20 protein-coding genes are annotated in these 23363 nt (G+C 70.8%); 11 read left to right on the top strand and 9 right to left on the bottom strand.

From position 1 onward, the window contains the following. Nucleotides 1–79 precede the first annotated feature (79 nt). From AB0K03_RS39855 to AB0K03_RS39840, 4 genes are read right to left on the bottom strand one after another with little or no spacing between them, the layout of a single operon-like run. Entirely contained in the window at nucleotides 80–448 is a 369-nt protein-coding gene (locus AB0K03_RS39855; RefSeq protein ID WP_364696942.1) for a hypothetical protein, read from the bottom strand. Continuing rightward, nucleotides 421–1071: a class I SAM-dependent methyltransferase gene (locus AB0K03_RS39850; protein ID WP_364696941.1), complete on the bottom strand. Its 651-nt coding sequence runs from the start codon at nucleotides 1069–1071 to the stop codon at nucleotides 421–423. The genes AB0K03_RS39855 and AB0K03_RS39850 overlap by 28 nt, the downstream gene beginning before the upstream one ends. Further along, nucleotides 1061–1681, bottom strand: coding sequence for a DUF2064 domain-containing protein (locus AB0K03_RS39845; protein ID WP_364696938.1), 621 nt, complete (start codon nucleotides 1679–1681; stop codon nucleotides 1061–1063). The genes AB0K03_RS39850 and AB0K03_RS39845 overlap by 11 nt, the downstream gene beginning before the upstream one ends. Then, a complete protein-coding gene (locus tag AB0K03_RS39840) occupies nucleotides 1678–2337 on the bottom strand; it encodes a glycosyltransferase family 2 protein (RefSeq protein ID WP_364696935.1) in 660 nt (219 codons plus the stop codon). Before AB0K03_RS39840 ends, AB0K03_RS39845 begins: the two co-directional genes overlap by 4 nt. 132 nt (nucleotides 2338–2469) lie before the next feature. On the opposite strand from AB0K03_RS39840, the gene AB0K03_RS39835 reads away from it, so the two are divergent. Continuing rightward, entirely contained in the window at nucleotides 2470–3510 is a 1041-nt protein-coding gene (locus AB0K03_RS39835) for an NAD-dependent epimerase/dehydratase family protein (protein WP_364696932.1), read from the top strand. A gap of 158 nt (nucleotides 3511–3668) precedes the next feature. Then, entirely contained in the window at nucleotides 3669–5066 is a 1398-nt protein-coding gene (locus tag AB0K03_RS39830) for a hypothetical protein (RefSeq protein ID WP_364696930.1), read from the top strand. An 82-nt stretch (nucleotides 5067–5148) separates the two neighbouring features. On the opposite strand, the gene AB0K03_RS39825 is transcribed toward AB0K03_RS39830, so the two are convergent. Next, entirely contained in the window at nucleotides 5149–5892 is a 744-nt protein-coding gene (locus AB0K03_RS39825) for an alanyl-tRNA editing protein (protein ID WP_364696927.1), read from the bottom strand. Nucleotides 5893–6508: 616 nt separating this feature from the next. On the opposite strand from AB0K03_RS39825, the gene AB0K03_RS39820 reads away from it, so the two are divergent. The 9 genes from AB0K03_RS39820 to AB0K03_RS39780 all read left to right on the top strand — a co-directional run bounded on the left by AB0K03_RS39820 (nucleotide 6509) and on the right by AB0K03_RS39780 (nucleotide 20197). Continuing rightward, on the top strand, nucleotides 6509–7381 hold the full coding sequence (locus AB0K03_RS39820) for a hypothetical protein (protein WP_364696924.1): 873 nt from the start codon (nucleotides 6509–6511) through the stop codon (nucleotides 7379–7381). An 84-nt stretch (nucleotides 7382–7465) separates the two neighbouring features. Continuing rightward, entirely contained in the window at nucleotides 7466–8086 is a 621-nt protein-coding gene (locus AB0K03_RS39815; RefSeq protein WP_364696921.1) for an L-threonylcarbamoyladenylate synthase, read from the top strand. A gap of 358 nt (nucleotides 8087–8444) precedes the next feature. Beyond that, on the top strand, nucleotides 8445–11687 hold the full coding sequence (gene ileS, locus AB0K03_RS39810; protein WP_364696918.1) for an isoleucine--tRNA ligase: 3243 nt from the start codon (nucleotides 8445–8447) through the stop codon (nucleotides 11685–11687). 124 nt (nucleotides 11688–11811) lie between these two features. After that, complete coding sequence (locus AB0K03_RS39805; protein WP_364696915.1) at nucleotides 11812–12894, top strand: hypothetical protein; 1083 nt, start codon at nucleotides 11812–11814, stop codon at nucleotides 12892–12894. 233 nt (nucleotides 12895–13127) lie between these two features. Then, nucleotides 13128–14495 carry a GGDEF domain-containing protein gene (locus AB0K03_RS39800; protein WP_364696913.1) on the top strand — a complete coding sequence of 456 codons (1368 nt, stop codon included), beginning with the start codon at nucleotides 13128–13130 and terminating at the stop codon, nucleotides 14493–14495. Nucleotides 14496–14803: 308 nt separating this feature from the next. After that, nucleotides 14804–15934, top strand: coding sequence for a glycoside hydrolase family 43 protein (locus AB0K03_RS39795; RefSeq protein ID WP_364696910.1), 1131 nt, complete (start codon nucleotides 14804–14806; stop codon nucleotides 15932–15934). Nucleotides 15935–15959: 25 nt separating this feature from the next. Next, the gene (locus tag AB0K03_RS39790) at nucleotides 15960–16928 is read left to right on the top strand and encodes a zinc-binding alcohol dehydrogenase family protein (RefSeq protein ID WP_364696907.1); all 969 of its coding nucleotides are present in this window, start codon (nucleotides 15960–15962) and stop codon (nucleotides 16926–16928) included. A 74-nt stretch (nucleotides 16929–17002) separates the two neighbouring features. Next, nucleotides 17003–18985 (top strand): glycosyl hydrolase family 28-related protein, encoded by a 1983-nt coding sequence (locus tag AB0K03_RS39785; RefSeq protein ID WP_364696906.1) that lies wholly within the window; start codon nucleotides 17003–17005, stop codon nucleotides 18983–18985. A gap of 60 nt (nucleotides 18986–19045) precedes the next feature. Further along, nucleotides 19046–20197 carry a Gfo/Idh/MocA family oxidoreductase gene (locus tag AB0K03_RS39780; protein ID WP_364696903.1) on the top strand — a complete coding sequence of 384 codons (1152 nt, stop codon included), beginning with the start codon at nucleotides 19046–19048 and terminating at the stop codon, nucleotides 20195–20197. 12 nt (nucleotides 20198–20209) lie between these two features. Here AB0K03_RS39780 and AB0K03_RS39775 read toward each other — a convergent pair whose 3' ends face one another. From AB0K03_RS39775 to AB0K03_RS39760, 4 genes are all read right to left on the bottom strand, one after another. Then, complete coding sequence (locus tag AB0K03_RS39775) at nucleotides 20210–21109, bottom strand: hypothetical protein (protein ID WP_364696900.1); 900 nt, start codon at nucleotides 21107–21109, stop codon at nucleotides 20210–20212. Nucleotides 21110–21114: 5 nt separating this feature from the next. After that, entirely contained in the window at nucleotides 21115–22131 is a 1017-nt protein-coding gene (locus AB0K03_RS39770) for a hypothetical protein (protein ID WP_364696897.1), read from the bottom strand. A gap of 83 nt (nucleotides 22132–22214) precedes the next feature. Next, nucleotides 22215–22565 (bottom strand): hypothetical protein, encoded by a 351-nt coding sequence (locus AB0K03_RS39765; protein ID WP_364696894.1) that lies wholly within the window; start codon nucleotides 22563–22565, stop codon nucleotides 22215–22217. Nucleotides 22566–22648: 83 nt separating this feature from the next. Then, nucleotides 22649–23320, bottom strand: a complete 672-nt coding sequence (locus AB0K03_RS39760) for a DUF305 domain-containing protein (protein WP_364696891.1) — start codon at nucleotides 23318–23320, stop codon at nucleotides 22649–22651. Nucleotides 23321–23363 lie beyond the last annotated feature (43 nt).

The following is a 23363-nucleotide window of genomic DNA, read 5'->3' as shown; positions in this document are numbered from 1 at the left end:
CAGCGGGGAAGTATCTGGCCGTCCGCGGGGAGGACCTTGGCCATCAGCGGGGCGGTAAATGGCCGCCTATGGGGATCATTCACTGGCCGCGGACAATGCTCGCGCGTTCCAGTGCGTGGCTCACCGAGCGCACTGCGGGACGCTCGAAGAGGCGTGGGTAGACCGACCAGAGCTTGGCGCCCAGCAACGGTATGCATGCCAGGCCTGTCGCCACATGGAGACCTTGGGTGAATCGATAGAGACCCGCAGGCCGTGACGGCCACCAGAACCAGGCCGGCGGATGTTGGATGAGATGGCTGATGAGTCCGGTGCCGAAACACACGGCGAAGGCGACGCCCAGCGCAATGCCGAGCTGACTCGTCAACCGGGTCGACCGGAGCCCCGAATCGAAGGACTCAGGCTTCACAAGGTCGGGAAGCTTCAGATCTTTTCCAAGGACGCGAACCATCGCCCGGCCTCCTGCCAGGTGTCGACGGGATGCAGCGCGGCCGGCCCGGCGAAGGTGGCGAGGTCGTCCGCAGCCACCTCCGCCCAGCGGAATGCCGCGGCGGGTCGGTCGTTGGCTCCGCGTACGGTTGCTCGTCCCGCCCAGCTCCGCACGCCCGGTGAGGAAAGCTCGACGTGAACCCGCCCCGCGCCGCTGATGAGCTCACGGCACCGGCGAAGGAGCGCAGCGGGATCACCACCGATGCCGATGTTGCCGTCGGCCAGCAGGATGTGACGCCAGCGACCGAGGCCTGGAACGGGTCCGAAGACGTTGCGCCTCAGTGCGGCTGCACCTCGTCGTCGCGCAATGCTGACGGCCATCGGGCTGATGTCTATACCGAGGGCTGCATGCCCCAATGCGCTCACAGCGACGGTGAGCCGGCCGGGTCCGCATCCCACATCGAGCGTGGGCCCGGCGCAGCGGCCGAGCAAGCTCTCGTCTCCCGACAGGCGGTCGCGGTACCAGTCCGCGGCATCGATCATCCGCTCTCGCCCGAGGGCGTCCTGGAGGATGAGCTCGGCACCGCGGCTTTCCTCGGCCGCCCGCAGCGCCTCGTCATAGACGTCGAGAACCTCAGCACTCATGGATCAACGCCTCCACGGCGGTTCTGAACCTGCTTTCCGGGCGGCACAGCGTGGCGACGGACCGTGCGTCTGCGGCTGTGTCGACATCGCGGAGAACCGGGAGAAGGCGAACTCGAAGCCCTCGCGCTCGGAGCGCCTGGAGCGTCAACTCGCCGGTCTGGTCCGTGGACGTCGGAATGGTGCGCAGAACGTCAGCGTGCGAGCAGTCCCGCAGCCCGAGCACCCACCAACCGCCGTCCTGAGCCAAACCGAGCGTGGCATCGGCCTCGGCGTAGTCACACGCGTCCGACAGCAGAGAGGGGGTCGCCTGCGGTGTGTCCATGCCGAGGAGCACTGCCGACTCGCCGCCGGCGTCCGTGAAGGCAGCCGTGAGCCGGTCACCCAGCGATCCACCACGTTGAGGCAGGCTCTGCCAACCAGGTGGAGCTGGATACGAGCCGTCCACAACGAGCGTGCGGGAAGCGGCCCGGACCGAGCTGACGGCGTCGAGGGTGTCGGCGAGCGCGGCGGCGGCAATCATGGCTGCCTGCTCGTGGGTCCACGGCGGGCACAGCCGGGTCTTCACGCGTCCCGGCACCGGCGACTTGGCGAGAACGAGGAACTGGGTCATCGAGCCAGCACCGCCCGCATGTCGCGAATCGCTCGTGCGGTGCCCCGGACAGTGCCGGTGACCTTGGAGCGAGTGCCCTCCGCCCGGGGCCGGTAAGGCACGTCGAGCTCGTGGACTCGCCACCCGGCACGGCCTGCTGCGATCAAGAGCTCCAGGGGATAGCCGAAACGCCGATCCACCAGATTCAACGCCAGGAGATCAGCCCGCCGTGCCGCCCTGATCGGTCCGATGTCATGGACGGTGAGACCGGTCGTCCGGCGTACGCGGCGGGCCAGGAGCGCATTGCCCATGCGGGCATGAAGCGGCCACGCGCGCCGGGATGTCGGGCGCCGCCGCCCTACGACAAGATCGGCAGCGTCCTCGCGCACCGGAAGGGTGAGCCGGGGCAGCTCGCGAGGATCGAAGGACCCGTCGGCGTCGAGGACACACACCAGGCCGTCATCCGGATCTGCCGCAATCAGCCCGGCATGCACGGCGGCGCCGTATCCGGACTGCGGCACGGAGATCACGCGAGCGCCATGCGCCCGAGCCACCTCGGTGGAGCCGTCGGTGGAGCCGTTGTCGGCGACGATCGGGTGGAAGCCGGCCGGCATGCGGGTGAGCACCCACGGCAGGGCGGGTGCCTCGTTCAGGCAAGGCAGCACGACATCGGTCATGGACGGGAACGTATCGCCGGTTCCGGCGCGGAAACCCTTACAAAGTAACGACGGATGCCGCATTCTTACGAAGTGCTGACGGTTGGCCGGAGCTGTTCTCACCGGCGGTCGGACGGGCCTACCTTCGGCGTCGTGACCCATGTGCTCGTGACCGGCGGCGCCGGATTCATCGGATCTCATGTGACGGCTGCGCTCGTGGCGGCCGGCCACCGCGTGTCCGTTGTGGACTGCGGACATCCTGCGGCGCATCGGACGGCTCTCCCCGACTCTGTGGCAGACGTTCCGGTGAACGTCGTCGATCTCCGCGACCGCGATGCGGTCCGGCGCAGCCTGCACGGCATCGACGCTGTCGTGCATCAGGCGGCCATGGTCGGGATGGGTGTGGACCTCGACGACCTTCCCGACTATGTGAGCAACAACGACCTCGGGACCGCGGTGCTGCTCGCCGAAATGGCCCGCGCCGGTGTGGGTCGCATGGTTCTGGCGAGCTCAATGGTGGTGTACGGCGAGGGGGCATACGAGTGTCCCGATCATGGGTCGCAACGCCCGGCACCCAGGGCCGTGGCGGACCTCGTCGCCGGACGCTTCGAGCCCTTGTGCCCGCGTTGTGCCGCACGGCTGACCTCTGTGCTCGTGGCGGAAGAGGCCCCCCTGGAACCGCGAAGTGTCTATGCGGCCACCAAGTTGGCTCAGGAGCATCTGACGGCAGCGTGGGTGCGACAGACCGGTGGCTCCGTCGTGGCGTTGCGCTATCACAATGTCTACGGGCCCGGAATGCCTCGGGACACGCCGTACAGCGGGGTGGCGGCGATATTCCGATCTGCCCTGGAAGCCGGCCGGCCGCCTCGGGTCTTCGAGGACGGGGGGCAACGGCGCGACTTCGTCCATGTCCGTGACGTGGCGCGCGCGAACATGGCGGCCTTGTCGGCCGAGGCGGAGGGATTCTCGGCGTACAACATCGCCTCGGGGAGGCCCGCGACGGTCTTGGACATGGCCGATGCGTTGGCTGACGCAATGGGTGGGCCGCGACCGATCGTGACGGGCGAATTCCGGCTCGGGGACGTACGGCACGTGGTGGCCTCACCGAGGCGGGCAGAGGCCGAGCTCGCTTTCCGGGCGGAGATCGATCTGATGACGGGCATGGCGGACTTCGCTCGTGCCGCGCTGCGCTGATGATCGGCATTCCCGCCTTGCGGAGCCGCACCTCGGCGCGTCGAAAAGGCAGTGGAGCTGAGCCGATTCGTCAACCGACGGGTAGGAAGAGCGGGGCAGCCGAGCCGAGCACGCCGGGGGCGGATCGGAGGGGCGGTACGGCTTCGCCAAGCCGCCGGATGGTCGACCGGTGGGATGTTGCGGCCGCCGCGGGTGCGGTGACTCTCGTGGCGTTGGCCGCTCTGGTCGGTGGGCTTCTCTACCTGAACGACCGGCCGGTGCAAGCCAGTGCGGCGCCGTTCTACGCCCACTGGTTGCCCCACGTGGGACCAGGGACTCCGCTGGTTCTCATGGTTGCGGGGCTCATCGTTTGGCGAGGCTTCGTGGTCGCGGAGCGGCTGTCGTGGCGGGCTCTCCGCCTAACCGCCTATGTCGTCGCAGTCACCTGGACGTTGAGCCTGGCCATGGTCGACGGGTGGCAGCGTGGGCTGGCTGGCAGACTGACGACCGGTCCGGAGTATCTGGACGAGGTACCCGGGGTCACAGACGTATCGGTGATGATCCGTGGCTTCACCGGTCGGATCCTCGACTTCCAGCCGGACTCCTGGACAACCCACGTGGCCGGCCACCCACCCGGCGCACTCTTGATCTTCGTCTGGCTGGAGCGAGCGGGTCTCGGCGGCGGCGGTTGGGCGGCCCTCGCGTGCATCCTCGTCGGCTCCCTCGCGACGGTTGCAGTGCCGGAGACCGTACGCCTCCTCAGCGTTTCCGGGGAGGCGGCGGCCCGAGCCGTCGTTCCGTTCGCAGTTGTCTTTCCCGGTGCTGTCTGGATAGGCGCGTCAGCGGATGGATTGTTTGCCGGCATTACGGCTGTCGGTGTCATGCTTCTGGCCCGCAAACGGGTCTTGGCTGCTGTGGCCGGGGGAGCGCTCGTCACCTTCGGCATCTATCTGTCCTACGGGCTGGTGTTACTCGCGCCCCTGGTCCTCGTCGCCCTACTGGCAACGCGGAGGACCGCGCGGTCGACCGATACCGACCGCAATGCGGAAAGCGTGGGGGTGACTGGCCGGGCGTTGAAACCCGCCACGCTTGGCGTCGTCATGGGTAGCGCCTTGATAGGCGGCGTGGCCGTGGCGGGAAGCTTCTCCGCGGCGGGCTTCTGGTGGCCTGACGGGTACCACCTGGTTGTCGAGCGTTACTACCAGGGCCTGGCCAGCGTCCGCCCGTACGGGTACTGGGTCTGGGCCAACATCGCGGCCCTCGTGGCGTGCGCGGGGCCCATGACCGCAGTGATCCTCCGGCGAGCCACGGTTCGCCGAGGTGCAGAAGCCGTTGGGAGCCCCGAACGTCCGGCATGGGACGTGACACGGCTGTTGCCGCTCGCTGCCGCCGTGGCGATCGTCGCGGCCGACGTGTCGGGTCTCAGCAAGGCGGAGACCGAGCGGATCTGGTTGCCGTTCGCCGTGTGGTTCGCCGCCGGCGCGGCGCTTCTGCCGGTGCCGAGTCGGCGTGCGTGGCTCGTCGTTCAGGCGGGGACCGCCATTCTCGTCAACCACCTTCTGCTGACGAGCTGGTGATGCCGTGCTGAGCAGCGGGACAGTCCGTCAGAGGCTCCTTTCGATCGTGAGGCGCGTACGGAAATGGATCAGGATTCGGAAATCAGGTCAGCTTGATGCGCACCCGGCGGTTCTGCCGGCCCTTGCTCTCCACTTTGACCACCTGGATGCGGCCCACCTGCTTCGTGGAGGCCACGTGCGTGCCGCCGTCTGCCTGAACGTCGAGGCCCACGATGTCGACGATGCGGATCTCGGGGTCGTCCAGCGGCGGCAGCGCGTCCTGGGTGCGGACCAGATCCGGAATCGCCAGGGCCTCCTCGCGGGGCAGGACGCGAGTGACGATCTTCCGGTCGGCCTCGACCTCGGCGTTGACCGCGTCCTCGAGGGCCTGTTTGAAGCCGGGTGGCACCTCGGGCAGGTTGAAGTCCATGCGGGCCTCGCCCGGCTGCATGTTCCCGCCGGTGACCAGGGCGCCGAAGTCGCGGAACACGGCACCGCACAGGATGTGCAGGCCGGAGTGGGTACGCATGAGCGTGCTGCGGCGTACGTCGTCGATGGCTCCCCGGACGCTCGTGCCGGTCCGCGGCACGGGATCGCCGGGCGCCGGGATGAGGTAGAGGTCATCGCCCTTCCGCGTGTCGACGATGCGGGTCTGCACGCCTTCCCAGAGGAGCACCCCATGGTCGGGTGGCTGACCGCCGCCGCCCGGGTAGAAGGCCGACCGGTCGAGCACGATGCCCGCCTCCGGGTCGGCGGGATCCGACCATACGACCGTGCAGTCCCATTCGCGGATGGTCGGGTCCACCCAGTCGAGGCGGTGAGTGTGTCCGTGCTGCTCGAACGCCATGGAGGAAGCCTAGACGGACAGCCCGCACGAGGAGCTCGCCGTGCCGCTGGCCCGCGTACTGCGGATGCGGTAGTCGGGTTGGCGCTGCTACCGCATGAAGGGGTAGCGGGCCTGACTTCAGTACCGCGTACAGACGACGCGACGCGGCCGGGACGGCGCGTACGGTCATCCATGTGGCGCTGAGTGGAGTTTCGGCTGGTCGAGTGGGGCGGCGTAGGTCGGCCCGTCCGTCCTCCCGCCGCGCTTCGGCGCCAGGCCGTCGAAGTACGCCAACAGCTTCGGCGTCCGGCCGTCGCGAGAGGCCGACGGTTTCCGCGCTCGGCCGTCGGCGGAGGCCGGCGGCCCTGATGCCAGGCCGTCTCGGACGGCTGACGGCTTCGGCCCTCGGCAGCCGGCGCGGGCGGACGGCTTCGGCCCTGGGCAGACGGGGCGGGCTGACGGCTTCGGCCCTGGGCAGACGGGGCGGGCTGACGGCTTCGGCCCTGGGCAGACGGGGCGGGCTGACGGCTTCGGCCCTCAGCAGATGGCGCGGGCGGACGGCTTCGGCTCTCGGCGGCCGGCGCGGGCGGGCGGTTTCGGCGCTAGGCAGTCGGCGAATTCGGACGGAGCCGCAGCGGTGACGTCGACCGCGATCGCCGTCGTGCTCTGTGTCGCGTCGGCGATGGCGTACGCGGGGGCCGCCGTGGTCCAGGAACGGGTGGCGCATCGGCCGGTCCGGGTGCTCCTCAGCATGCCGCTGTGGGGGGCGGCGATCGGGCTGAACGGGGCCGGGGCTGCGCTGCACGTCGTGGCGCTACGGTACGGCGCCTTGTCGCTGGTGCAGCCGTTCGGTGTGCTGACCCTTGTGCTCGCCGTACCCTTCGGGGCGGTTCTCGTTCGGCGCGCGGTCACGCGGGTCGAGTGGCATGGCATGGCGGTGACCGTTGCCGGGCTTGGCGGCATTCTCGTCCTCATGGGTGCGACCAGCGGGATCGGTGCGGTGGGTGCTGGTCAGCTGATCGGCTTGCTGCTTGTCACTGCCGCCGTCCTCACCACCCTGGGTGGTTGGAGCGCTGTGCCCGGCGCATCGGGGTTGTGGGCGGCGGCCGCTGGGGGAGTGGCGTTCGGCGTGTCGTCCGCGCTGACCCAGACCGTTGCCGTGCAGGTCAGCGATGCCGGACTCGGTGCGTTGTCGCGGCCGGGTGCTGTGCTGGCTGCTGTCGCGATTGCTGTGTTGTCCGGTGCCGGGTTGCTGTTCACTCAACGCTCGTACCGTGATGGGCTTGCGGCGCCGCTCGCCGTGAACACCCTGGCGAACCCGGTTGCGGCCGCCGTGATCGGGCTCGTCCTGCTCGGGGAGCGAGTGGCCGGCGGTTCCGTCGGCGTGGCGGTCGTGGGCTTCAGCGCTCTGGCCGCGGGGATCGGGGTCGGTCTGCTCGCCAAGGCGCAGGCTGAGCGGGACGACCGGCCGGCGCGGGCAGGTGCCGTCCGAGCGGTCGCGGGCGGATGAGCCTGAAGCCGTCGGCGGCGCGAACTCAAGAAATGTAACCGTTGGAGCGCATCCGCAACCCCCGTACGGTTCTAGGCTTTCCCTGTGGCCAAGTACTTCGACGTGCACCCCGAAAATCCGCAACCACGGGCGATCGCTCAGGTCGTCGGGCTCCTGCGAGACGATGCGCTGATCGCGTACCCGACGGACTCCTGTTACGCGCTCGGGTGCCGGATCGGCAATGCGTCCGGGATCGATCGGATTCGCGACATCCGGCGGTTGGGCAGCGGCCATCACTTCACGCTGGTGTGCCGGGATTTCGCTCAGCTGGGTCAGTTCGTACAAATCAATAATTCGGTTTTCCGCGCGGTCAAAGCTGCGACGCCCGGCAGTTACACCTTCATTCTTCCCGCGACGCGGGAGGTTCCGCGCCGACTGCTGCATCCGAAGAAGAAGACCGTCGGCGTACGCATTCCCGACAACATCGTGACGCAGGCGATTCTGGCCGAACTCGGCGAGCCGTTGCTGTCGAGCACGTTGCTGCTGCCCGGCGAGGAGGAGCCGCTGACCGAGGGGTGGGAGATCAAGGAGCGGCTCGACCACGTGGTCGACGCGGTGATCGATTCGGGGGAGTGCGGCACCGTGCCGACGACCGTCGTGGACCTGTCCGGGGGTACGCCGGAGATCCTGCGCGAGGGCGCCGGTGATCCCTCCCGGTTCCTCTGACGCAGGTCTGTTTTTGCAGCTCAAGGGCCTGTGGATAACCGGTCGGCCCGGTGCGCCGGCTGCGCTACGATTCGGTTCCGCAAGGCGTTGACGAGGACGAGTAACGCCGCATGCAGCCGGAGAGCGACCGGGGATGGTGGGAGCCCGGAGGTGTGCGCGGCGCGAAGATCAGCCTCCGAGCCGAGCGACCCGAATGAGTGGGCCACGGTCCTTCGTGGCCAAGGAGGGTGGTACCGCGGGGCTCAGGCCTCGTCCCTCCGACGGTGAAAAGCCGGCGGAGGCGATGCGACGTCCGACGGTGGAACAGCCGGCGGAGGTGATGCGACCTCTGCAGGCGAGACTCGACGGAGGAAGGCCGATGTACCGTTCTGTACCCGCGCAGGTCGACCTGCCCGCCCTTGACCATGAGGTGCTGCACTTCTGGCACGCCAACAGCATCTTCGCGCGCACTCTGGAGCAGACCTCCGGCGGACCCGGGTGGGTCTTCTACGAGGGGCCGCCCACCGCGAACGGCATGCCCGGCACCCATCACATCGAGAGCCGCGTCTTCAAGGACGTGTTCCCCCGGTACAAGACGATGAAGGGCTTCCGTGTCGAGCGGAAGGCCGGGTGGGATTGTCACGGCCTGCCGGTCGAGCTCGCCGTCGAGAAGGAGCTCGGGTTCACCGGCAAGCAGGACATCGAGGCGTACGGCATCGCCGAGTTCAACGCGAAGTGCCGGGAGTCCGTCACCCGGCACACCGATGCCTTCGCGGCGCTGACCGAGCGCATGGGTTACTGGGTCGACATGGACGATGCGTACCGGACGATGGATCCCGGCTACATCGAGTCCGTGTGGTGGTCGCTCAAGCGGATCTTCGACAAGAAGCTGCTGGTCGAGGATTTCCGGGTGGCGCCGTGGTGCCCGCGGGACCAGACCGCACTGTCCGATCATGAGCTGGCTCAGGGGTACGAGCAGGATGTCGACCCGTCTGTCTACGTCCGGTTCCCCCTGACATCAGGGCCGCTCGCCGGCGAGGCTTCACTCCTCGTGTGGACGACCACCCCGTGGACGCTGGTCTCCAACACCGCCGTCGCGGTTCACCCGGACGTCACGTACGTGGTCGTCACCGATGGCGAAGAGCGGGTGGTGGTGGCCGAGCCGCTCGCGGAGCAAGTGCTCGAGGGCTGGGCGCGTACGGGTGACAGCTTCATCGGCAAGGAGATGGAGCGGTGGGCGTACCGCCGGCCTTTCGACCTTGTCGACGTGCCGGACGCGCACATCGTGATCCTGGCGACCTATGTCACGACCGACAGCGGGACGGGTCTGGTGCACCAGGCGCCCGCGTTCGGCGCGGACGACCTGGTGAGCTGCCGGGCCTACGGGTTGCCGATGGTCAATCCGGTTCGGGCTGACGGCACCTTCGCACCTGACGTACCGCTGGTCGGTGGAATGTTCTTCAAAAGCGCCGACCCTGTCCTGGTCACCGATCTGCAGACCCGCGGCCTGCTGTTCCGCGAGGAACAGTACGAGCACAGCTATCCGCACTGCTGGCGCTGTCACACGCCGCTGATCTACTACGCGCAGCCCTCCTGGTACGTGCGCACCACCGCGATCCGCGACCAGATGCTCGCGGAGAACGAGCGCACCACCTGGCAGCCCGAGACCATCAAGCACGGCCGGTACGGCGACTGGCTGACGAACAACGTGGACTGGGCGTTGTCCCGTTCGCGGTACTGGGGGACGCCGCTGCCCATCTGGCGCTGCCCCGACGATCATCAGACCTGCATCGGGTCTCTGGCCGAGCTGAGCCGGCGGGCCGGCCGAGAACTCAGCGATCTCGATCCGCATCGCCCGTTCATCGATGCCGTCACTTTCGAGTGCCAGTGCGGGCAGACCGCCACCCGGGTTCCGGACGTCATCGACGCCTGGTACGACTCCGGGTCGATGCCGTTCGCGCAGTTCGGCTACCCGTACAAGAACAAGGAGCTTTTCGAGCGCAGTTATCCCGCCCAGTTCATCTCCGAGGGGATCGATCAGACCCGCGGCTGGTTCTACACGCTGATGGCGGTCGGCACGCTGGTGTTCGGGCGGTCCGCGTACGAGAACGTGGTCTGTCTCGGGCTCATCCTGGCCGAGGACGGCCGCAAGATGTCCAAGCATCTCGGGAACATCCTGGAGCCGATCCCGCTGCTCGAGCGGTACGGCGCCGACGCGGTGCGCTGGTTCATGGCGGCGGTGGGTTCGCCCTGGTCGTCGCGGCGCGTCGGGCACACCGTCCTGCAGGAGGTCGTGCGCAAGACGCTCCTCACGTACTGGAACACGGCCGCTTTCCAGGCGCTGTACGGGCGTACCGCCGGGTGGACGCCGTCGGATGCGGACCCCGCGCCGGCCGACCGGCCGGTCCTCGACCGGTGGGTTCTGTCCGAACTCAATGCTCTGGTACGCGCGGTGGACGCGGCGATGGCGGCGTTCGACACGCAGGAGGCCGGGAAGCTGCTGGCCGCGTTCGTCGACGACCTGTCCAACTGGTACGTGCGCCGCAGCCGCCGCCGGTTCTGGCGTGGCGACCCGGCCGCGCTCGCGACCCTGCACGAGGCCCTGTCCACGGTGACGTTGCTGCTCGCGCCGATCACGCCGTTCATCACCGAGCGGGTGTGGCAGGACCTCGTGGCGCCCGTGACGCCGACCGCCGCGCGATCGGTGCACTTGGCCGCGTACCCGGAGGCCGACGAGTCCCTGATCGACCCACGTCTGGCCGAGCAGATGACGCTGGCGCGACGGCTCGTCGAGCTGGGCCGCGCAGCCCGCGCGGAATCCGGGGTGAAGACCCGGCAGCCGCTCGCCCGGGCGTTGGCGTCGGCGCACGGCTTCGCCGACCTGGACCCGGACCTGCTGGCCGAGGTCGCGTCCGAACTGAACGTGGGGATGGTGCTCAGCGTCGCGGCGGCGGGCGGGTCGCTGGTGGACACCGCGGCGAAGGCCAACTTCCGGCCGCTGGGCAGACGGTTCGGCAAACGCGTCCAGGACGTGGCCCGGGCCATCGCGGCGGCCGACGCCGCCGCGCTCAAACGCGACCTCGCCACGGGTACGGCCACAGTCAGCGTCGAGGGTGAGCCGGTCGAGCTGGCGCCCGACGAAGTCGTCATCACCGAGACGCCCCGCGAGGGCTGGGCCGTCGCCTCCGAGGCCGGCGCAACGGTGGCCCTCGACCTGCACCTGACACCCGAGCTGCGCCGGGCCGGCCTGGCGCGGGAAGCGATCCGGCTGATCCAGGAAGCGCGTAAGTCCAGCGGCCTGGAGGTGTCCGATCGAATCGCGCTCCGGTACACCGCCACCAACCCGGAGACGGCCGCCGCGCTCGAGGAGCACCGTGACCTGGTCGCCGACGAGGTGCTGGCCTCGGACTACGCCGAGGCCTCGGAGGGGGAAGGCGACGACGCTTGGAGAAGGCCGTTCTCTCCCGCGGAGGGCGGTGACGCGTGGGGCAGGCCGTTCGCCGACGAGGAGGGCGGCGACGTCTGGGGCAGGCCGATCACCGACGAGGAGGGCCACGCCGCTTGGAGCAGGCCGTTCACCGACGAGGGGATCGGGTTGACGTTCCGGCTGCGGAAGGCGTGACGTGCGCGGGCGGGTGGGCGTCGTGCTGGCGTTCCTCGCCGCGCTCGTTCTGTTCGGTTGCGACGGGCGGGACGCACCAGCACACGAAGGCGCCGGCAAACCGCCGGTGGTAAGAGGAGCGGAGGTGACGCTTCCGGCCACCGATCCGAAGGTGCTGCGGGACGCCGTACAGTGCGGGAACCGTTGGTGGGTCGTCGGCGCCCTGCAACCGGCGGGTGGTGAGCCGCGGCCGGCTGCGTGGGACAGCGCGGACGGGCGTACGTGGCGCAGCGTGACCGTCGCGCCGCACCCCCGGAGCTTCTACGGGCCGCGGAGCGTCCTCTATTCGGTGGCCTGCTCGAGCGGTCGCATCGCGGCGATCGGCGCGCAGAGCGGTGGGGCGCACGGCAATCCTAGGACGAGCACGTGGTACCAGCGGGCGGACGGAGCGCTGGCCGAGGTGCCGGCGCCGTTCGAGCTGTACGGGGGCGACGAGGCCGTGGATGTCGGCCGGATCGCAGGCGGACCCGGCGGCTTTCTGATCGCCGGTAACCGTACGAGCGGACCGGCGACCTGGCTGTCCCGGGACGGCGTCCGCTTCGACCGGCATGAGGTGGGGGAGAAGGGTGCGCTCGCCCGCGACGGCGCGGTGTTCGACGGCCGGTACGTCCTGGCCGGGGCTGCCGCGCCGGCTTCGGGACAGATGGCCGGGGGCGCGGTCTGGGAGTCGGCCGACGGCACGACGTGGGTGCGCGCCTCGGTCGAGGCTGTCGAGATACAGCGGCTCACCGCGTTCCACGGCGACCTGATCGCGGCCGGCCAGCGAGGGGGCACCTTCGCCGCGTGGCGACGCGACGCCGGCCGATGGGCGCCGCTCAACGATGACGGACGAAGTGCCGCCGGCGGACCGAGTGTCGCAGGCGGACCGAGTGCCGTCGGTGGCGGACCTGGTGGCGGTGGTGGACCGAGTGCCGGTGGGCCGCGTGCCGGCGCGGGTGATGCGGCAGGGGCCGGGAGCTTCGGCCGGGCCACACCTGCTGGTCTGAGGTCGCTGACGGTCGCGGCCGGCCGGCTGGTGGCTGCGGCGGACCGGGTGTGGAGCTGCGTGGACGGCAATGCCTGGACCGAGCTCGCGGTGCCGGCTGCCCCGGTCGCCGTGGCCGGCGGCGACGACGCGCTCTTGGTGATCAGCGCCGACCGCGCCTGGCTGACCCGGTTGGTCCCGTGACGGGCCCGGCGTGCCTCTCCTCACCGCGGACGTTCCCGGCCGGGAACGTGCCGGGACCTTGGTCTGTGGCAGCGGCGTCCGGGGCCGGGAGCGACGGCGGTCTTGGCGGGAAAGCGATGCGGACGGGTGGTGGTGGCTTGGGGGGTTAGCGGCGCCACATCACCTCATGTCCGGCTTCCGCGGGTCGATGGCACGGCGTGGCCCGGACTGGCGTACGACTGTTGGTGCTGGTGATGGCCGTTGTCGCCGCGGTGGAGGCGGGCGTCTACTTCTTGCCGGCCGGTGAGATCCTGCATGTCGTCGCGTACACGATCTTGTGTGGGTTGGCCTGGTGGGCGGCCGTCAGGCTGCACGGCCGGGGTGAGCGGTTGCCCTGGATCCTGGTCGCGGTCGGCATGACGCTCTGGTTCGCCGGCGATGCCTGGGAGCTGTTCGAGGTGCACTTCTTCGGCGGTACGCCGGAGGTCGGCCTCGCGGACGCATTCTGGCTCGGTGGGTATCCGCTGCTGGCCTCCTCCTTGGCGCTCATGGCGCGGCGGCGGGCGCCGGGGCGGTTGCGCGGTGCGGTCGTCGATGCGCTCACGCTGACCGTGGCGACGGGTGCGGTGGTGTGGCAGTTCGTCATGCGGCCGCTCGCCGACGGGTTCACCGTCGCGCAGTCGGTGGTGCCGCTGCTCTACCCGTTCGCGGACGTGGTGCTGCTCAGCGGCGCGCTGGTCGTCGCCTTGTCGCCGGGGCGGCGTACGGCGCCGACGCGGCTCGTGCTCGCCGGTGCCATGTGGTTCCTCGCCATGGATGTGGGCTGGAACGTCCTGCCGTACTTCCTGCCGGAGGACCTCTACGGGCGGCTCGGCGCTGCCATGATCTTCGGGAATGCGCTGGTCGTCGCCGCGGGGCTGCATCCGGCCCGGACTGAGCTGACGAACCCGGGCGCTGCGGCGGGGACGTTGCACCCCGCTCGGATCTTCTTTTTGGCCGTGGCGCTGATGACCGCCCCGCTGCTGACGCTGATCTCCGACGACAAGATCACCGCCGTCGTCGCCTCGGCGGCCTGCGCCCTGCTGGTGATCGTCCGGTTCGCCACGGCCGTCCGCGAGCAGGAACGGGCGCAGGCGCAGCTCGCGTACCAGGCTCGGTGCGATCCGCTGACCGGCCTGGCGAACCGGTCCGTGCTCGGCGATCGGCTGGCGCGGGCGGTGCCCGCGCCGGACGCCCCCGTCGCGGTCCTCTACCTGGACCTCGACGGCTTCAAGGAGATCAACGACCGGTACGGCCACGCGGCCGGCGACGCGGTCCTGCGCACGGTCGCGGACCGGCTGTCCCAGGCGGTACGCGAGCAGGATCTCGTGGCCCGGCTCGGCGGCGACGAGTTCGTCCTGCTCTGCCCCGGCGTCACCGCCGAGGAGGCGGCCCGCCTGGCCGAGCGGCTGATCTCCGATGTCGCCTGGCCCGTGCCGTTCGAGGGCCAATTCCTGACCGTCGGCGCGAGCATCGGCGTGGCGACCCGCGAGTCCCGGGCCGACGAGGGCCTGCTACGGGTCGCCGACGCCGCGATGTACGAGGCCAAGCGGCTGGGCCGCGGCCGCTACGTGCTCAGCTGAGGGCGCCCAGGCAACAGCCGGCGGCCGCCCGCGGGATCAGTCCCGCTTGCGCAGCGGCACCGGCAGGCCGCGACACGGCAGCACCCGTAGACATAGATGAACATCCACGCCTTGACAGCCGATCTCTGCAGGCCGGATGCTCAGAGAACGCTCTCGCCGAAGCGTCGACCCCCCGGCGTGGCTGCGAAGCGTAGCGGTCAGGACTGTGCCCCCCGACGCGTCCGCCCGATGCCTGTCCTGTCCCGGCGCCCATCCCCCCGGTCCCCGCCGGTTCGCGCCGAAACCGGCGGCTCACCGTGGACGTGACCATGAAGATTCCCCGCAGCATGACGGCCCTCGGCCTCGCCGCGGCCCTCGCCCTCGTCCAGGCCGTCTCCACCGCCCGGCAGGTCGACGCCGCCCGGCAGGTCGACGCCGCCCGGCAGGTCGACGCCGCCCGGCGGGCCGACGCCGCCCGGCAGGTCGACGCCGCTCAGAGCATCCGCGCCGCGGACCCCAGCGTGCTGCGTGTCGGTGGCACGTACATCTCGGTCCAGTCGATGAACGGCGGGATCGCCGTCCGGCAGGCCTCCTCCCCGGACGGCTTGGGGTCGGCCGCCGCGCGGCAGGTGTGGTCCGACACCCGCAACCTCGGCGAGGTGTGGGCGCCGGAGATCCACCTCGACGGCGGCCGGTACTACATCTACTTCTCGGCCGGCCGGGGCTCCGCTCACCGCATGTACGTGATCAGCTCCGCGATCCCCGGCAGCGGCTACACCGGCGAGACCCGGATGGCCCTGCCGGACGACAAGTGGGCTGTCGACGGCACGATGTTCGTCTTCAACGGGCAGCGCTTCTTCGTCTGGTCCGGCTGGGCGGGTGACACCAACGTCGAGCAGAACCTCTACCTCGCCCGGATGAGCAGCCCGACCAGCACCACGGGCGGCCGGTTCATCATCTCGCAGCCCCGTGAGAGCTGGGAGCGCGTCGTCGGGAACCCGTACATCAACGAGGGGCCGGAGGCGATCAGAGACCCGAACGGGCAGCTGCACGTCGTCTACTCCGCGAACGGCAGCTGGAGCGATCAGTACTGCCTCGCCGATCTGCGGCTGCGCGCCGGCGGCGACCCCACGTACGTGTGGGATTGGTACAAGTCCAACGGCTGCCTGTTCGGCTCGAACCGCGCCACGATGATGGCCGGCTGGGACCCGACCCTGTACGTCAACGGTCCCGGCCATCACACGTTCGTCCTACTCAACGGTGACATCAACACCAGCCCGCCGGCCGGCCCGCGGTTCCCGCTGATGTTCCACGCTGTTCCCAAGGGCACGCCGTACGCGTGGGAGAACCGCTTCTGGTACACGGGCACGTTCGCGTGGTGGGGCAACGTCACGTACAGCCGCGCGAATGTGCCGGGCGCCACCACGAACACCGGCTGGGGCCTCAAGTTCTTCGAGTAATCTAGATTCCATGGAAGCTAATTACATGGAAGCTGTTGTGCTCGACGCGCCCGGCCCGCCCGAGGCGTTGCGGGTGCGGACCCTGCCCGTCCCGGTGCCGAGGGCCGGCGAGGTGCTGATCCGGGTGAAGGCGTTCGGGCTCAACCGGTCCGAGCTGCACACCCGGCTGGGCCTCGCGGAGGGTGTCACCTTCCCGCGGGTGCCGGGCATCGAGGCGACCGGCGTGGTGGAGGCCGCGCCGGGCGGCGAGTTCGAGCCGGGGCGGCAGGTCATGGCCATGATGGGCGGGATGGGCCGCACCTTCGACGGCGGGTACGCGCAGTTCACGTGCGTACCCGCCGGGCAGGTGATCCCGTTCCGCAGCGAGCTCGACTGGGCCGTGCTGGGGGCGGTGCCCGAGACGCTGCAGACCGCGTACGGGTCGCTGACCGACGGGCTGGGCGTGCAGCCGGGCCAGACGCTGCTCATCCGCGGCGGCACGTCGTCGGTCGGCATGACCGCTGCCGTGCTCGCCAAGCGTCAGGGCATCACGGTCCTGTCCACCACGCGGAATCCGGCCAAGGCGCCGGCGCTCGAGCGGATCGGCGTCGACCACGTGATCGTCGACGACGGCGAGGTGGCGGCTCGGGTGCGCGCCATTGTTCCGGACGGTGTGGACAACGCGCTGGAGCTCGTCGGGGTTCCGGCCCTGCCCGACACGCTGCGCGCCGTACGCCGGCACGGGGTCGTGTGCTTCTCCGGGATCCTGTCCAACGAGCGGATCGTCAAGGACTTCTATCCCATCGGCTATCTGCCGCGCGGGGTGCGGCTGACCGCGTACGGCGGCGACGCGGACGACCTGCCGGCCGAGGTCCTGCAGGAGTTCCTCGACGCGGTGGCCAAGGGCGAGGCCGTCGTGCCGCTGGACCGCACCTACCGGCTCGAGCAGATCGCGCAGGCGCACGCCGACATGGAGGCGAACCGGGCGGCGGGGAAGCTGGTCGTCGTACTGTGAAAGAAGGAAGCAGCAAGATGAAATTACGAGACAGAGTCTTGTGTGTTTCCTCACAGTAGACCTACAGTCTCGTCATGTCTCTGAGCACGAGGTGGGCCGCCGTCGCCGTCGCGGCCCTGACCGGGCTGGCGCCGGCTCTGGTCCCCGGCGGTCCCGCCCAGGCCGCGACCGCCGTACCCGTCACCCGCGCCGGCCTGGATCCCGCCCTCACCGCCGGACGGGGCGCGCGCGTCGGCTTCCTGGAGCAGGAAGCGGAGAACGCGCATGTCACCGGAACGGTGATCGGCCCGGACCGCAGCGCCTACACCCTGCCCGCCGAGGCGTCCGGCCGGCGCGCGGTCCGGCTCCTCCCCGGCCAGTACGTCGAGTTCACGCTGCCCGCGGCGGCGAACGCGATCACCGTCCGGTACGCGCTCCCGGACGCCCCCGGCGGCGGTGGAATCACCGCGCCGCTCGCGGTCACCGCCGGCCGGGACCGGCGCACGATGACGCTGACGTCGCAGTACGCGTACCTCTACAACCAGTACCCGTTCACGAACGACCCGGACGCCGGCCTGCTCCACCCCGACTGGTGGATCACCGAGTGCGCCTGCGTCCCGTCGGCCACCACACCGGCGCCGGTCATCACCAAGCCGTTCCGGCCGATGCACTTCTACGACGAGCAGCGGCTTCTGCTCGGCCGCACCCACCGGGCCGGTGAGCGGGTACGGCTGACCGCCTCCGCCGCGGCGCCGTGGACGGTCGTCGACCTGCTCGACTCCGAACTGGTCGGTGCTCCGCACGTCGAAGCCGTGGCCGCCAACGTGCTGCTCTTCGGCGCCGACCCGACCGGCCGCCGCGACTCGGCCGGCGCCATCGACCGGGCGATCGCCTTCGCGCGCAAGGCCCGGCTCAAGGTCTATCTGCCGCCCGGCACGTACCAGGTCAACCGGCACATCGTCGTCGACGACGTGACGATCGTCGGGGCCGGCAGCTGGTACACGAAGGTCAAGGGCCGCGAGGTCGCGCTCGGCGAGCCCGCGCCCGACGGCTCCGTGCACACCGGCGTCGGGTTCTACGGCAAGCCGGCCGCCGAGGGCGGCAGCCGCAACGTGCACCTGCGCGGCTTCGCCATCGAGGGTGACGTCCGCGAACGCATCGACACCGACCAGGTCAACGGCATCGGCGGCGCGCTGAGCGACTCGACCGTCGAAGGGCTGCACATCCGGCACACCAAGGTCGGCATGTGGTTCGACGGGCCGATGACCAACCTCCGGGTCACCGGCAACGTCATCGTCGACCAGATCGCCGACGGGCTCAACTTCCACACCGGCGTCACGAACTCGGTCGTGCGGGACAACGTCATCCGCAACACCGGAGACGACGGCCTCGCGATGTGGTCCGAGAAGACGACCGACGCGCGCAACACCTTCGACCACAACACCGTGCAGAGCCCCTCGCTCGCCAACGGCATCGCGATCTACGGCGGCGAGGGCAACACGGTCTCCGGCAACCTGATCGCGGACCCGGTCCGCGAGGGCAGCGGCCTGCACGCCGGCTCGCGGTTCGGCGCCGAGCCGTTCACCGGCACGCTGTCGATCACGAACAATTCCGTCGTACGGGCGGGAACGTACGAGCTGAACTGGAACATCGGGCTCGGGGCGATCTGGTTCTACGCGCTCGACCGCAGCATCGACGCCGGCATCCGGGTGACCGGCGACCACTACCTGGACAGCACGTACAACGCGATCATGCTGGTCAGCGACTGGCCCGTGAAGGACCAGGTCCGGATCGACGGGGTGTCCTTCAAGGACATCAGGGTCGACGGCACGGGGACCTCGGTGGTCAGCGCCCGCGCCGCCGGCTCCGCGTCTTTCGAGAACGTCGACGCTCGCAATGTCGGCGCGGTCGGGGTCAACAACTGCGGTTCCTTCCACTTCACCCCGGCCGGCTCGGAATTCGCCCTGACGGATCTCGGGGGAAATGAAGGTGGATGGCTGGCGCCGTACCTTCCGAATGTGATCACGTGCAACGACCGTCCGCCGGTCGTCCCACCGCCACCACCGACCACGTGGTGAGGTCTTTTTGAGGGGCAGGCGGCCTTGGCCGCCTGCCTTTCGCGCTCTTACGCTGCGGCGATGAGGCAAACGCTGGGGGTCGCCGTCGCCGGTTTCGGGTGGATGGGCCGGGTGCACACCCGGGCCTACCTGCGGGTGCTGCACCACTTCCCGGACCTTCCGGTACGCCCGGAGCTGATCGCCGCCGCCGACGAGGTGCCGGGCCGCGCCGAGGAAGCCGCCGACCAGTACGGCTTCGCCACCGCCACCCGCGACTGGCGTGACCTGCTCGCCGACCCGGACGTGCACGCGGTCAGCGTCACCGCGCCGAACTTCCTGCACCGCGAGATGGGCGTCGCGCTGACCCGGGCCGGCAAGCACCTCTGGATCGAGAAGCCGGTCGGTCTCACCGCCGAGGACGCCCGGGCCGTGGCGCAGGCCGCGCAGGAGTCCGGGATGCAGGCCACGGTCGGCTTCAACTACCGCCACGCCCCCGCGGTGGCCGCGGCCCGCGAGCTCATCTCCGCGGGGGAGATCGGCGCGGTCACCCACGCGAGGTTCCGCCTGTTCAGCGACTACGCGGCCCATCCCGACGGCGCGCTGAGCTGGCGCTTCGAGCGCGCCCGCGGTGGCAGCGGGGTCCTCGGCGACCTGGCGTCGCACGGCGTGGACCTGGTCCGGCACCTGCTCGGCGACATCGGCTCGCTGGTCGCCGACACCGCGATCTTCGTGCCGGAGCGGGCCCGGCCGTCCGGTGCGACCGCCGGTCACATGAGGGCTACGGGTGGCGAGCGGGGAACGGTCGAGAACGAGGACTACGTGTCGGCGCAGCTGCGGATGGCCTCCGGCGCCCGGGTCGTGCTCGAGGCCAGCCGGGTGGCGGTGGGCGACCAGAACGCGTACGGCTTCGAGGTGCACGGCACCCGCGGCGCGGTCGGATGGGACTTCCGGCGCATGGGAGAACTGAAGCTCAGCGCGGGAGGCGACTACCAGGACCAGCCGACGCGGACGGTCCATGTGGGACCGGGCGCGGGCGGGTACGCGGCGTTCCAGCCCGGCGCGGGCACCGCAATGGGGTACGACGACCTCAAGGTGATCGAGGCGTGGCACTTCCTGCGCTCGATCGCGGAGGGCAAGGCGTACGGCCCCACCCTCGACGACGCCGTGCACAGCGCCGTCGCCCTCGATGCGATGGCTGCCTCCGTACGGTCCGGCAGCTGGGTGACTCTCTGACGCGCGACCCGGTCAGATGGCGGCGCGGGCGAGGATCGCCTCGGCGTAGTGGCCGCACTGCCGCGGGAAGAGCGGGAAGAACTTCACCGGGGCGACCATCTCGACCTCGAGCAGCAGCAACCCCGAGGGCGACGCCGGATCGACGATGAAGTCGAGGCGCACCGACAGCGGCTCGTTGGTGAGCAGCCGGCGCAACTCCGCGTACGTCTGCCGGACCACCCGTTCCTGCTGGGCGGTGAAGCCCGGGAACGGCCGGGGGTCCGGGTGGAACGCCCGGACCGGCTCGCCCGGCCGCAGGATCGCCGCCTTGGTCACCGCGTGCGAGATCGCGCCGTCGAGCGTCAGCACGGCCAGCTCGCGGTGGGTGTCGATCGCCGACATGTACGGCTGGACGATCGAGGTGCCGAGCTCCCGCAGGTACGTGGCGAGGGCCCCCAGCTGGTCCACCCGGAACTCGCGGGTGCCGAGCGTGCCGCCGCCGGCGATGGGTTTCGCCACGACGGTGGGGCGCGGGGCCTCCGGCGGCGGGAAGAGGTCGCGCAGCAGCTGCGGGTCGGGGTCGCCGTCGACGAGCGTGGTCGGCACGATGGGGATCCCCGCCGAGCCGAGGTGCAGCAGGTAGCGCTTGTTGGAGCCCAGCGCGACCGTGTCGATGGGGTTGAGCAGGCGGGTGCCGTCGAGCTCCCGCGACCACAGCCACTCGTCGAACTGGGGCAGCCGGGTCCACATGCTCCACGGCGACTGCAGCACGACGGCGTCGTACCCGGCCCACTCGATGCGGCGGCCGCCGTCCCAGGTCACCACGTCGGCCGTCGCGCCGCGGGCGGTCAGCTCCCGGGCCACCAGCGGCGTGTCGGCGTCGTGCCACTGCGGCTGGGGGAAGCCGTGCGAGGTGACCAGGGCGATCCGCATGGGCGTCAGCGCACCCCCGCTATCTGCGGACGTCCGGCGGTCGGCTGCGTCCAGGCGGGAAGCTCCCGCCGGGCGGCGCGGGCCGGCCGTACCTCCTGGGTCGCGACCGCCTGGGTCGTCTCCGGCCGCAGCGTCACCGGCTGCGTGACGACCGCCTGCGTGGTCTCGGCCGACGCCATGACCGGCTGGGTGACGTCACCGTCGGCTGCGCCGATGCCCAGGCCGGAGAAGCCGGCGTGGGCGGGGGCGCTGACCACGATGGTCTCGTGACCGGCCCGGTCCAGGATCGCGCGCGCCGCCTCGGGCAGCGCCTGCCGTGCCGTGTCGGCCACGACCATCGCGGCGGTCGCCTCCTGCCGCAGGGTCCGGACCGCGGCGGTCGCGACGTCGGCCGCCTGCCAGGCGGTGTCCTCGGCGTCCAAGGCCTTCTGGTACGCGGCGAAGCGGTGGCTCACGGCCGCCCGGGCGAGCACGAGCTCCTGCTCCACCGGGTGCAGCGTCGGGTCCCATCCGTTTCGGTGGGTCAGCGCGTCCAGCAGCTGACCGTCGGAGAGGTCACCGCGCCGGTACGCGGCCTGAGCCGCCCGCCGCAGCGCCTGCACCCGGTCGGTGTCGTCCGCCGGGGCCGGCTCGGTGACGGGCACCGCGTACGCGGCGGCGCGGCGGGCCCGCTCGAGGGCGGCGTCGGCGTCCTGCCACGCCTGCCATGCCCGCTCGACGGCCGCCTGGGCCTGCTGGCATTCCTCGCGGTGGCGCTCGGCGGTCGCGGCGGCACCCCGCGCGGCCACGGCGATCTCGTCCGCGTACCGGATCAGCTCCTGGACCTCGGCGGCCCTGCGCTCGGCGGCCGCGCGCTTCTGCGCGGCTGACTCGGCCAGCCACGCGGTGATCTGCCGCGGGCGCCGGACGCCGCTCGGCAGCGCCAGGCCCCCCAGCGCGACGACGGCCAGCACGATGAGGGCGAGCCAGATCACGACCACGCGGCCGCTGTTGCCCACCAGAAACTCGAGAGCGAATTCCATGTCCGTTCCTTTTCCACCGAAGAGCGCCAGTAATCGACCAACCCCGATCGCGTTTGCGCGGACGGGGGCCCTGCCGGGTGCCGTCAGGCGGTGGCGGGTGGCGCCCGCGGGCCGGCGACGGCGGCGCGGACCTGGCTGGTCAGGCGGGTGGTGCGGGGACGTACGGCGAGCGCGGCGAGAACCGGGGCCGCGAGGGGCAGATCGACCGCCGTGCCCGGGGCGGGCGTGGTGGCCGGACGGTGATGAACCGGGCCGGCGGCCACGAGATCGGCCGACGGGGTGACGGCGACCGGGGTGACGATCGTCGCCGGGGCGGGCGCCGCGAGCGGCTCCGCGACCGGGGCGGCGGCGACGGGGCCGCCGAGCAGCGCGGTGAGGAACAGGGAGGCGACGAGCGACAGCCGCGTACGCCGCAGCACACCCCTCACATCCACACGGGACAACCTATCCAGGAACGTCAGCCTTGCGCATCTCCCCGAAGGCGGATCGTGATCGATGCAATAGCGGTTCGACCGGATCAGGTGATCCCGAGCTGCTGCATGCGGCGGATCTCGCTGCCCTGCTCGACGGCCATCTCGTTGGCGAATTCGTAGAGCTGCTGGTCGGTGCCACCGGCCAGCACGTCACCGGCCATCGTGATCGCCCCGCGGTGATGGGCTGTCATCATCGCGACAAACCTGCGGTCGAAGTCGGCGCCCCGGAGGCCGGCCAGCGCCGTCAGGCCGGCGTCGCTCTGCATGCCGGGCATCGTCGCGTGGTCGTGCGCGGGATCGCTCGCGGGCTGCCTGCGGTCCCGCAGCCACGCCCGCATCCAGGCGATCTCCGGGGTCTGCGCCGCGCCGATGCGCTGCGCGAGGGCCCGCAGCCGGGTGTCGGCGGCCCGCTCGGGGGCGAGCCCGGCCATCGCGACGGCCTGCTCGTGGTGCACGACCATCATCTGCACGAACGTGACGTCGACGGAGTTGTACGTGGACCCGTCCGGCGCGCGGACCTTGTCGGAGTCGGTCACCGTCGCCGGGTCGCCCGGACGTCCCGGCAGGATGACCCGCTGCGGCGGCCCCGAGCTGACGACGGCCCGCGGCGCCGCCGCCGAGCGGTCGTCGCCGGAACGGGCCGCGAGCGCCGCGCCGCCCGCCCCCAGCACCGCCACGGCGGCTGCCGCCAGCGCGACTGTCCTTTGGCGACTCATCGCTTCCTTTCCCTGCCCGTAACGACCTTCCGCGGTCCAGCGT

It is taken from the genome of Actinoplanes sp. NPDC049316 (genome assembly GCF_040677315.1).
Taxonomy (GTDB): domain Bacteria; phylum Actinomycetota; class Actinomycetes; order Mycobacteriales; family Micromonosporaceae; genus Actinoplanes.
Note: the sequence above shows the minus strand (reverse complement) of the source record. Positions and strands in the feature narration are given on the sequence as shown.

What these genes read in the sequence shown, in the direction of transcription:
- AB0K03_RS39855 (WP_364696942.1), bottom strand. Translation starts at nt 448, where the DNA reads ATGGTTCGCGTCCTTGGAAAAGATCTGAAGCTTCCCGACCTTGTGAAG.
- AB0K03_RS39850 (WP_364696941.1), bottom strand. Translation starts at nt 1,071, where the DNA reads ATGAGTGCTGAGGTTCTCGACGTCTATGACGAGGCGCTGCGGGCGGCC.
- AB0K03_RS39845 (WP_364696938.1), bottom strand. Translation starts at nt 1,681, where the DNA reads ATGACCCAGTTCCTCGTTCTCGCCAAGTCGCCGGTGCCGGGACGCGTG.
- AB0K03_RS39840 (WP_364696935.1), bottom strand. Translation starts at nt 2,337, where the DNA reads ATGACCGATGTCGTGCTGCCTTGCCTGAACGAGGCACCCGCCCTGCCG.
- AB0K03_RS39830 (WP_364696930.1), top strand. Translation starts at nt 3,669, where the DNA reads ATGGTCGACCGGTGGGATGTTGCGGCCGCCGCGGGTGCGGTGACTCTC.
- AB0K03_RS39825 (WP_364696927.1), bottom strand. Translation starts at nt 5,892, where the DNA reads ATGGCGTTCGAGCAGCACGGACACACTCACCGCCTCGACTGGGTGGAC.
- ileS (WP_364696918.1), top strand. Translation starts at nt 8,445, where the DNA reads ATGTACCGTTCTGTACCCGCGCAGGTCGACCTGCCCGCCCTTGACCAT.
- AB0K03_RS39800 (WP_364696913.1), top strand. Translation starts at nt 13,128, where the DNA reads ATGGCCGTTGTCGCCGCGGTGGAGGCGGGCGTCTACTTCTTGCCGGCC.
- AB0K03_RS39795 (WP_364696910.1), top strand. Translation starts at nt 14,804, where the DNA reads ATGAAGATTCCCCGCAGCATGACGGCCCTCGGCCTCGCCGCGGCCCTC.
- AB0K03_RS39790 (WP_364696907.1), top strand. Translation starts at nt 15,960, where the DNA reads ATGGAAGCTGTTGTGCTCGACGCGCCCGGCCCGCCCGAGGCGTTGCGG.
- AB0K03_RS39785 (WP_364696906.1), top strand. Translation starts at nt 17,003, where the DNA reads ATGTCTCTGAGCACGAGGTGGGCCGCCGTCGCCGTCGCGGCCCTGACC.
- AB0K03_RS39780 (WP_364696903.1), top strand. Translation starts at nt 19,046, where the DNA reads ATGAGGCAAACGCTGGGGGTCGCCGTCGCCGGTTTCGGGTGGATGGGC.
- AB0K03_RS39775 (WP_364696900.1), bottom strand. Translation starts at nt 21,109, where the DNA reads ATGCGGATCGCCCTGGTCACCTCGCACGGCTTCCCCCAGCCGCAGTGG.
- AB0K03_RS39770 (WP_364696897.1), bottom strand. Translation starts at nt 22,131, where the DNA reads ATGGAATTCGCTCTCGAGTTTCTGGTGGGCAACAGCGGCCGCGTGGTC.
- AB0K03_RS39760 (WP_364696891.1), bottom strand. Translation starts at nt 23,320, where the DNA reads ATGAGTCGCCAAAGGACAGTCGCGCTGGCGGCAGCCGCCGTGGCGGTG.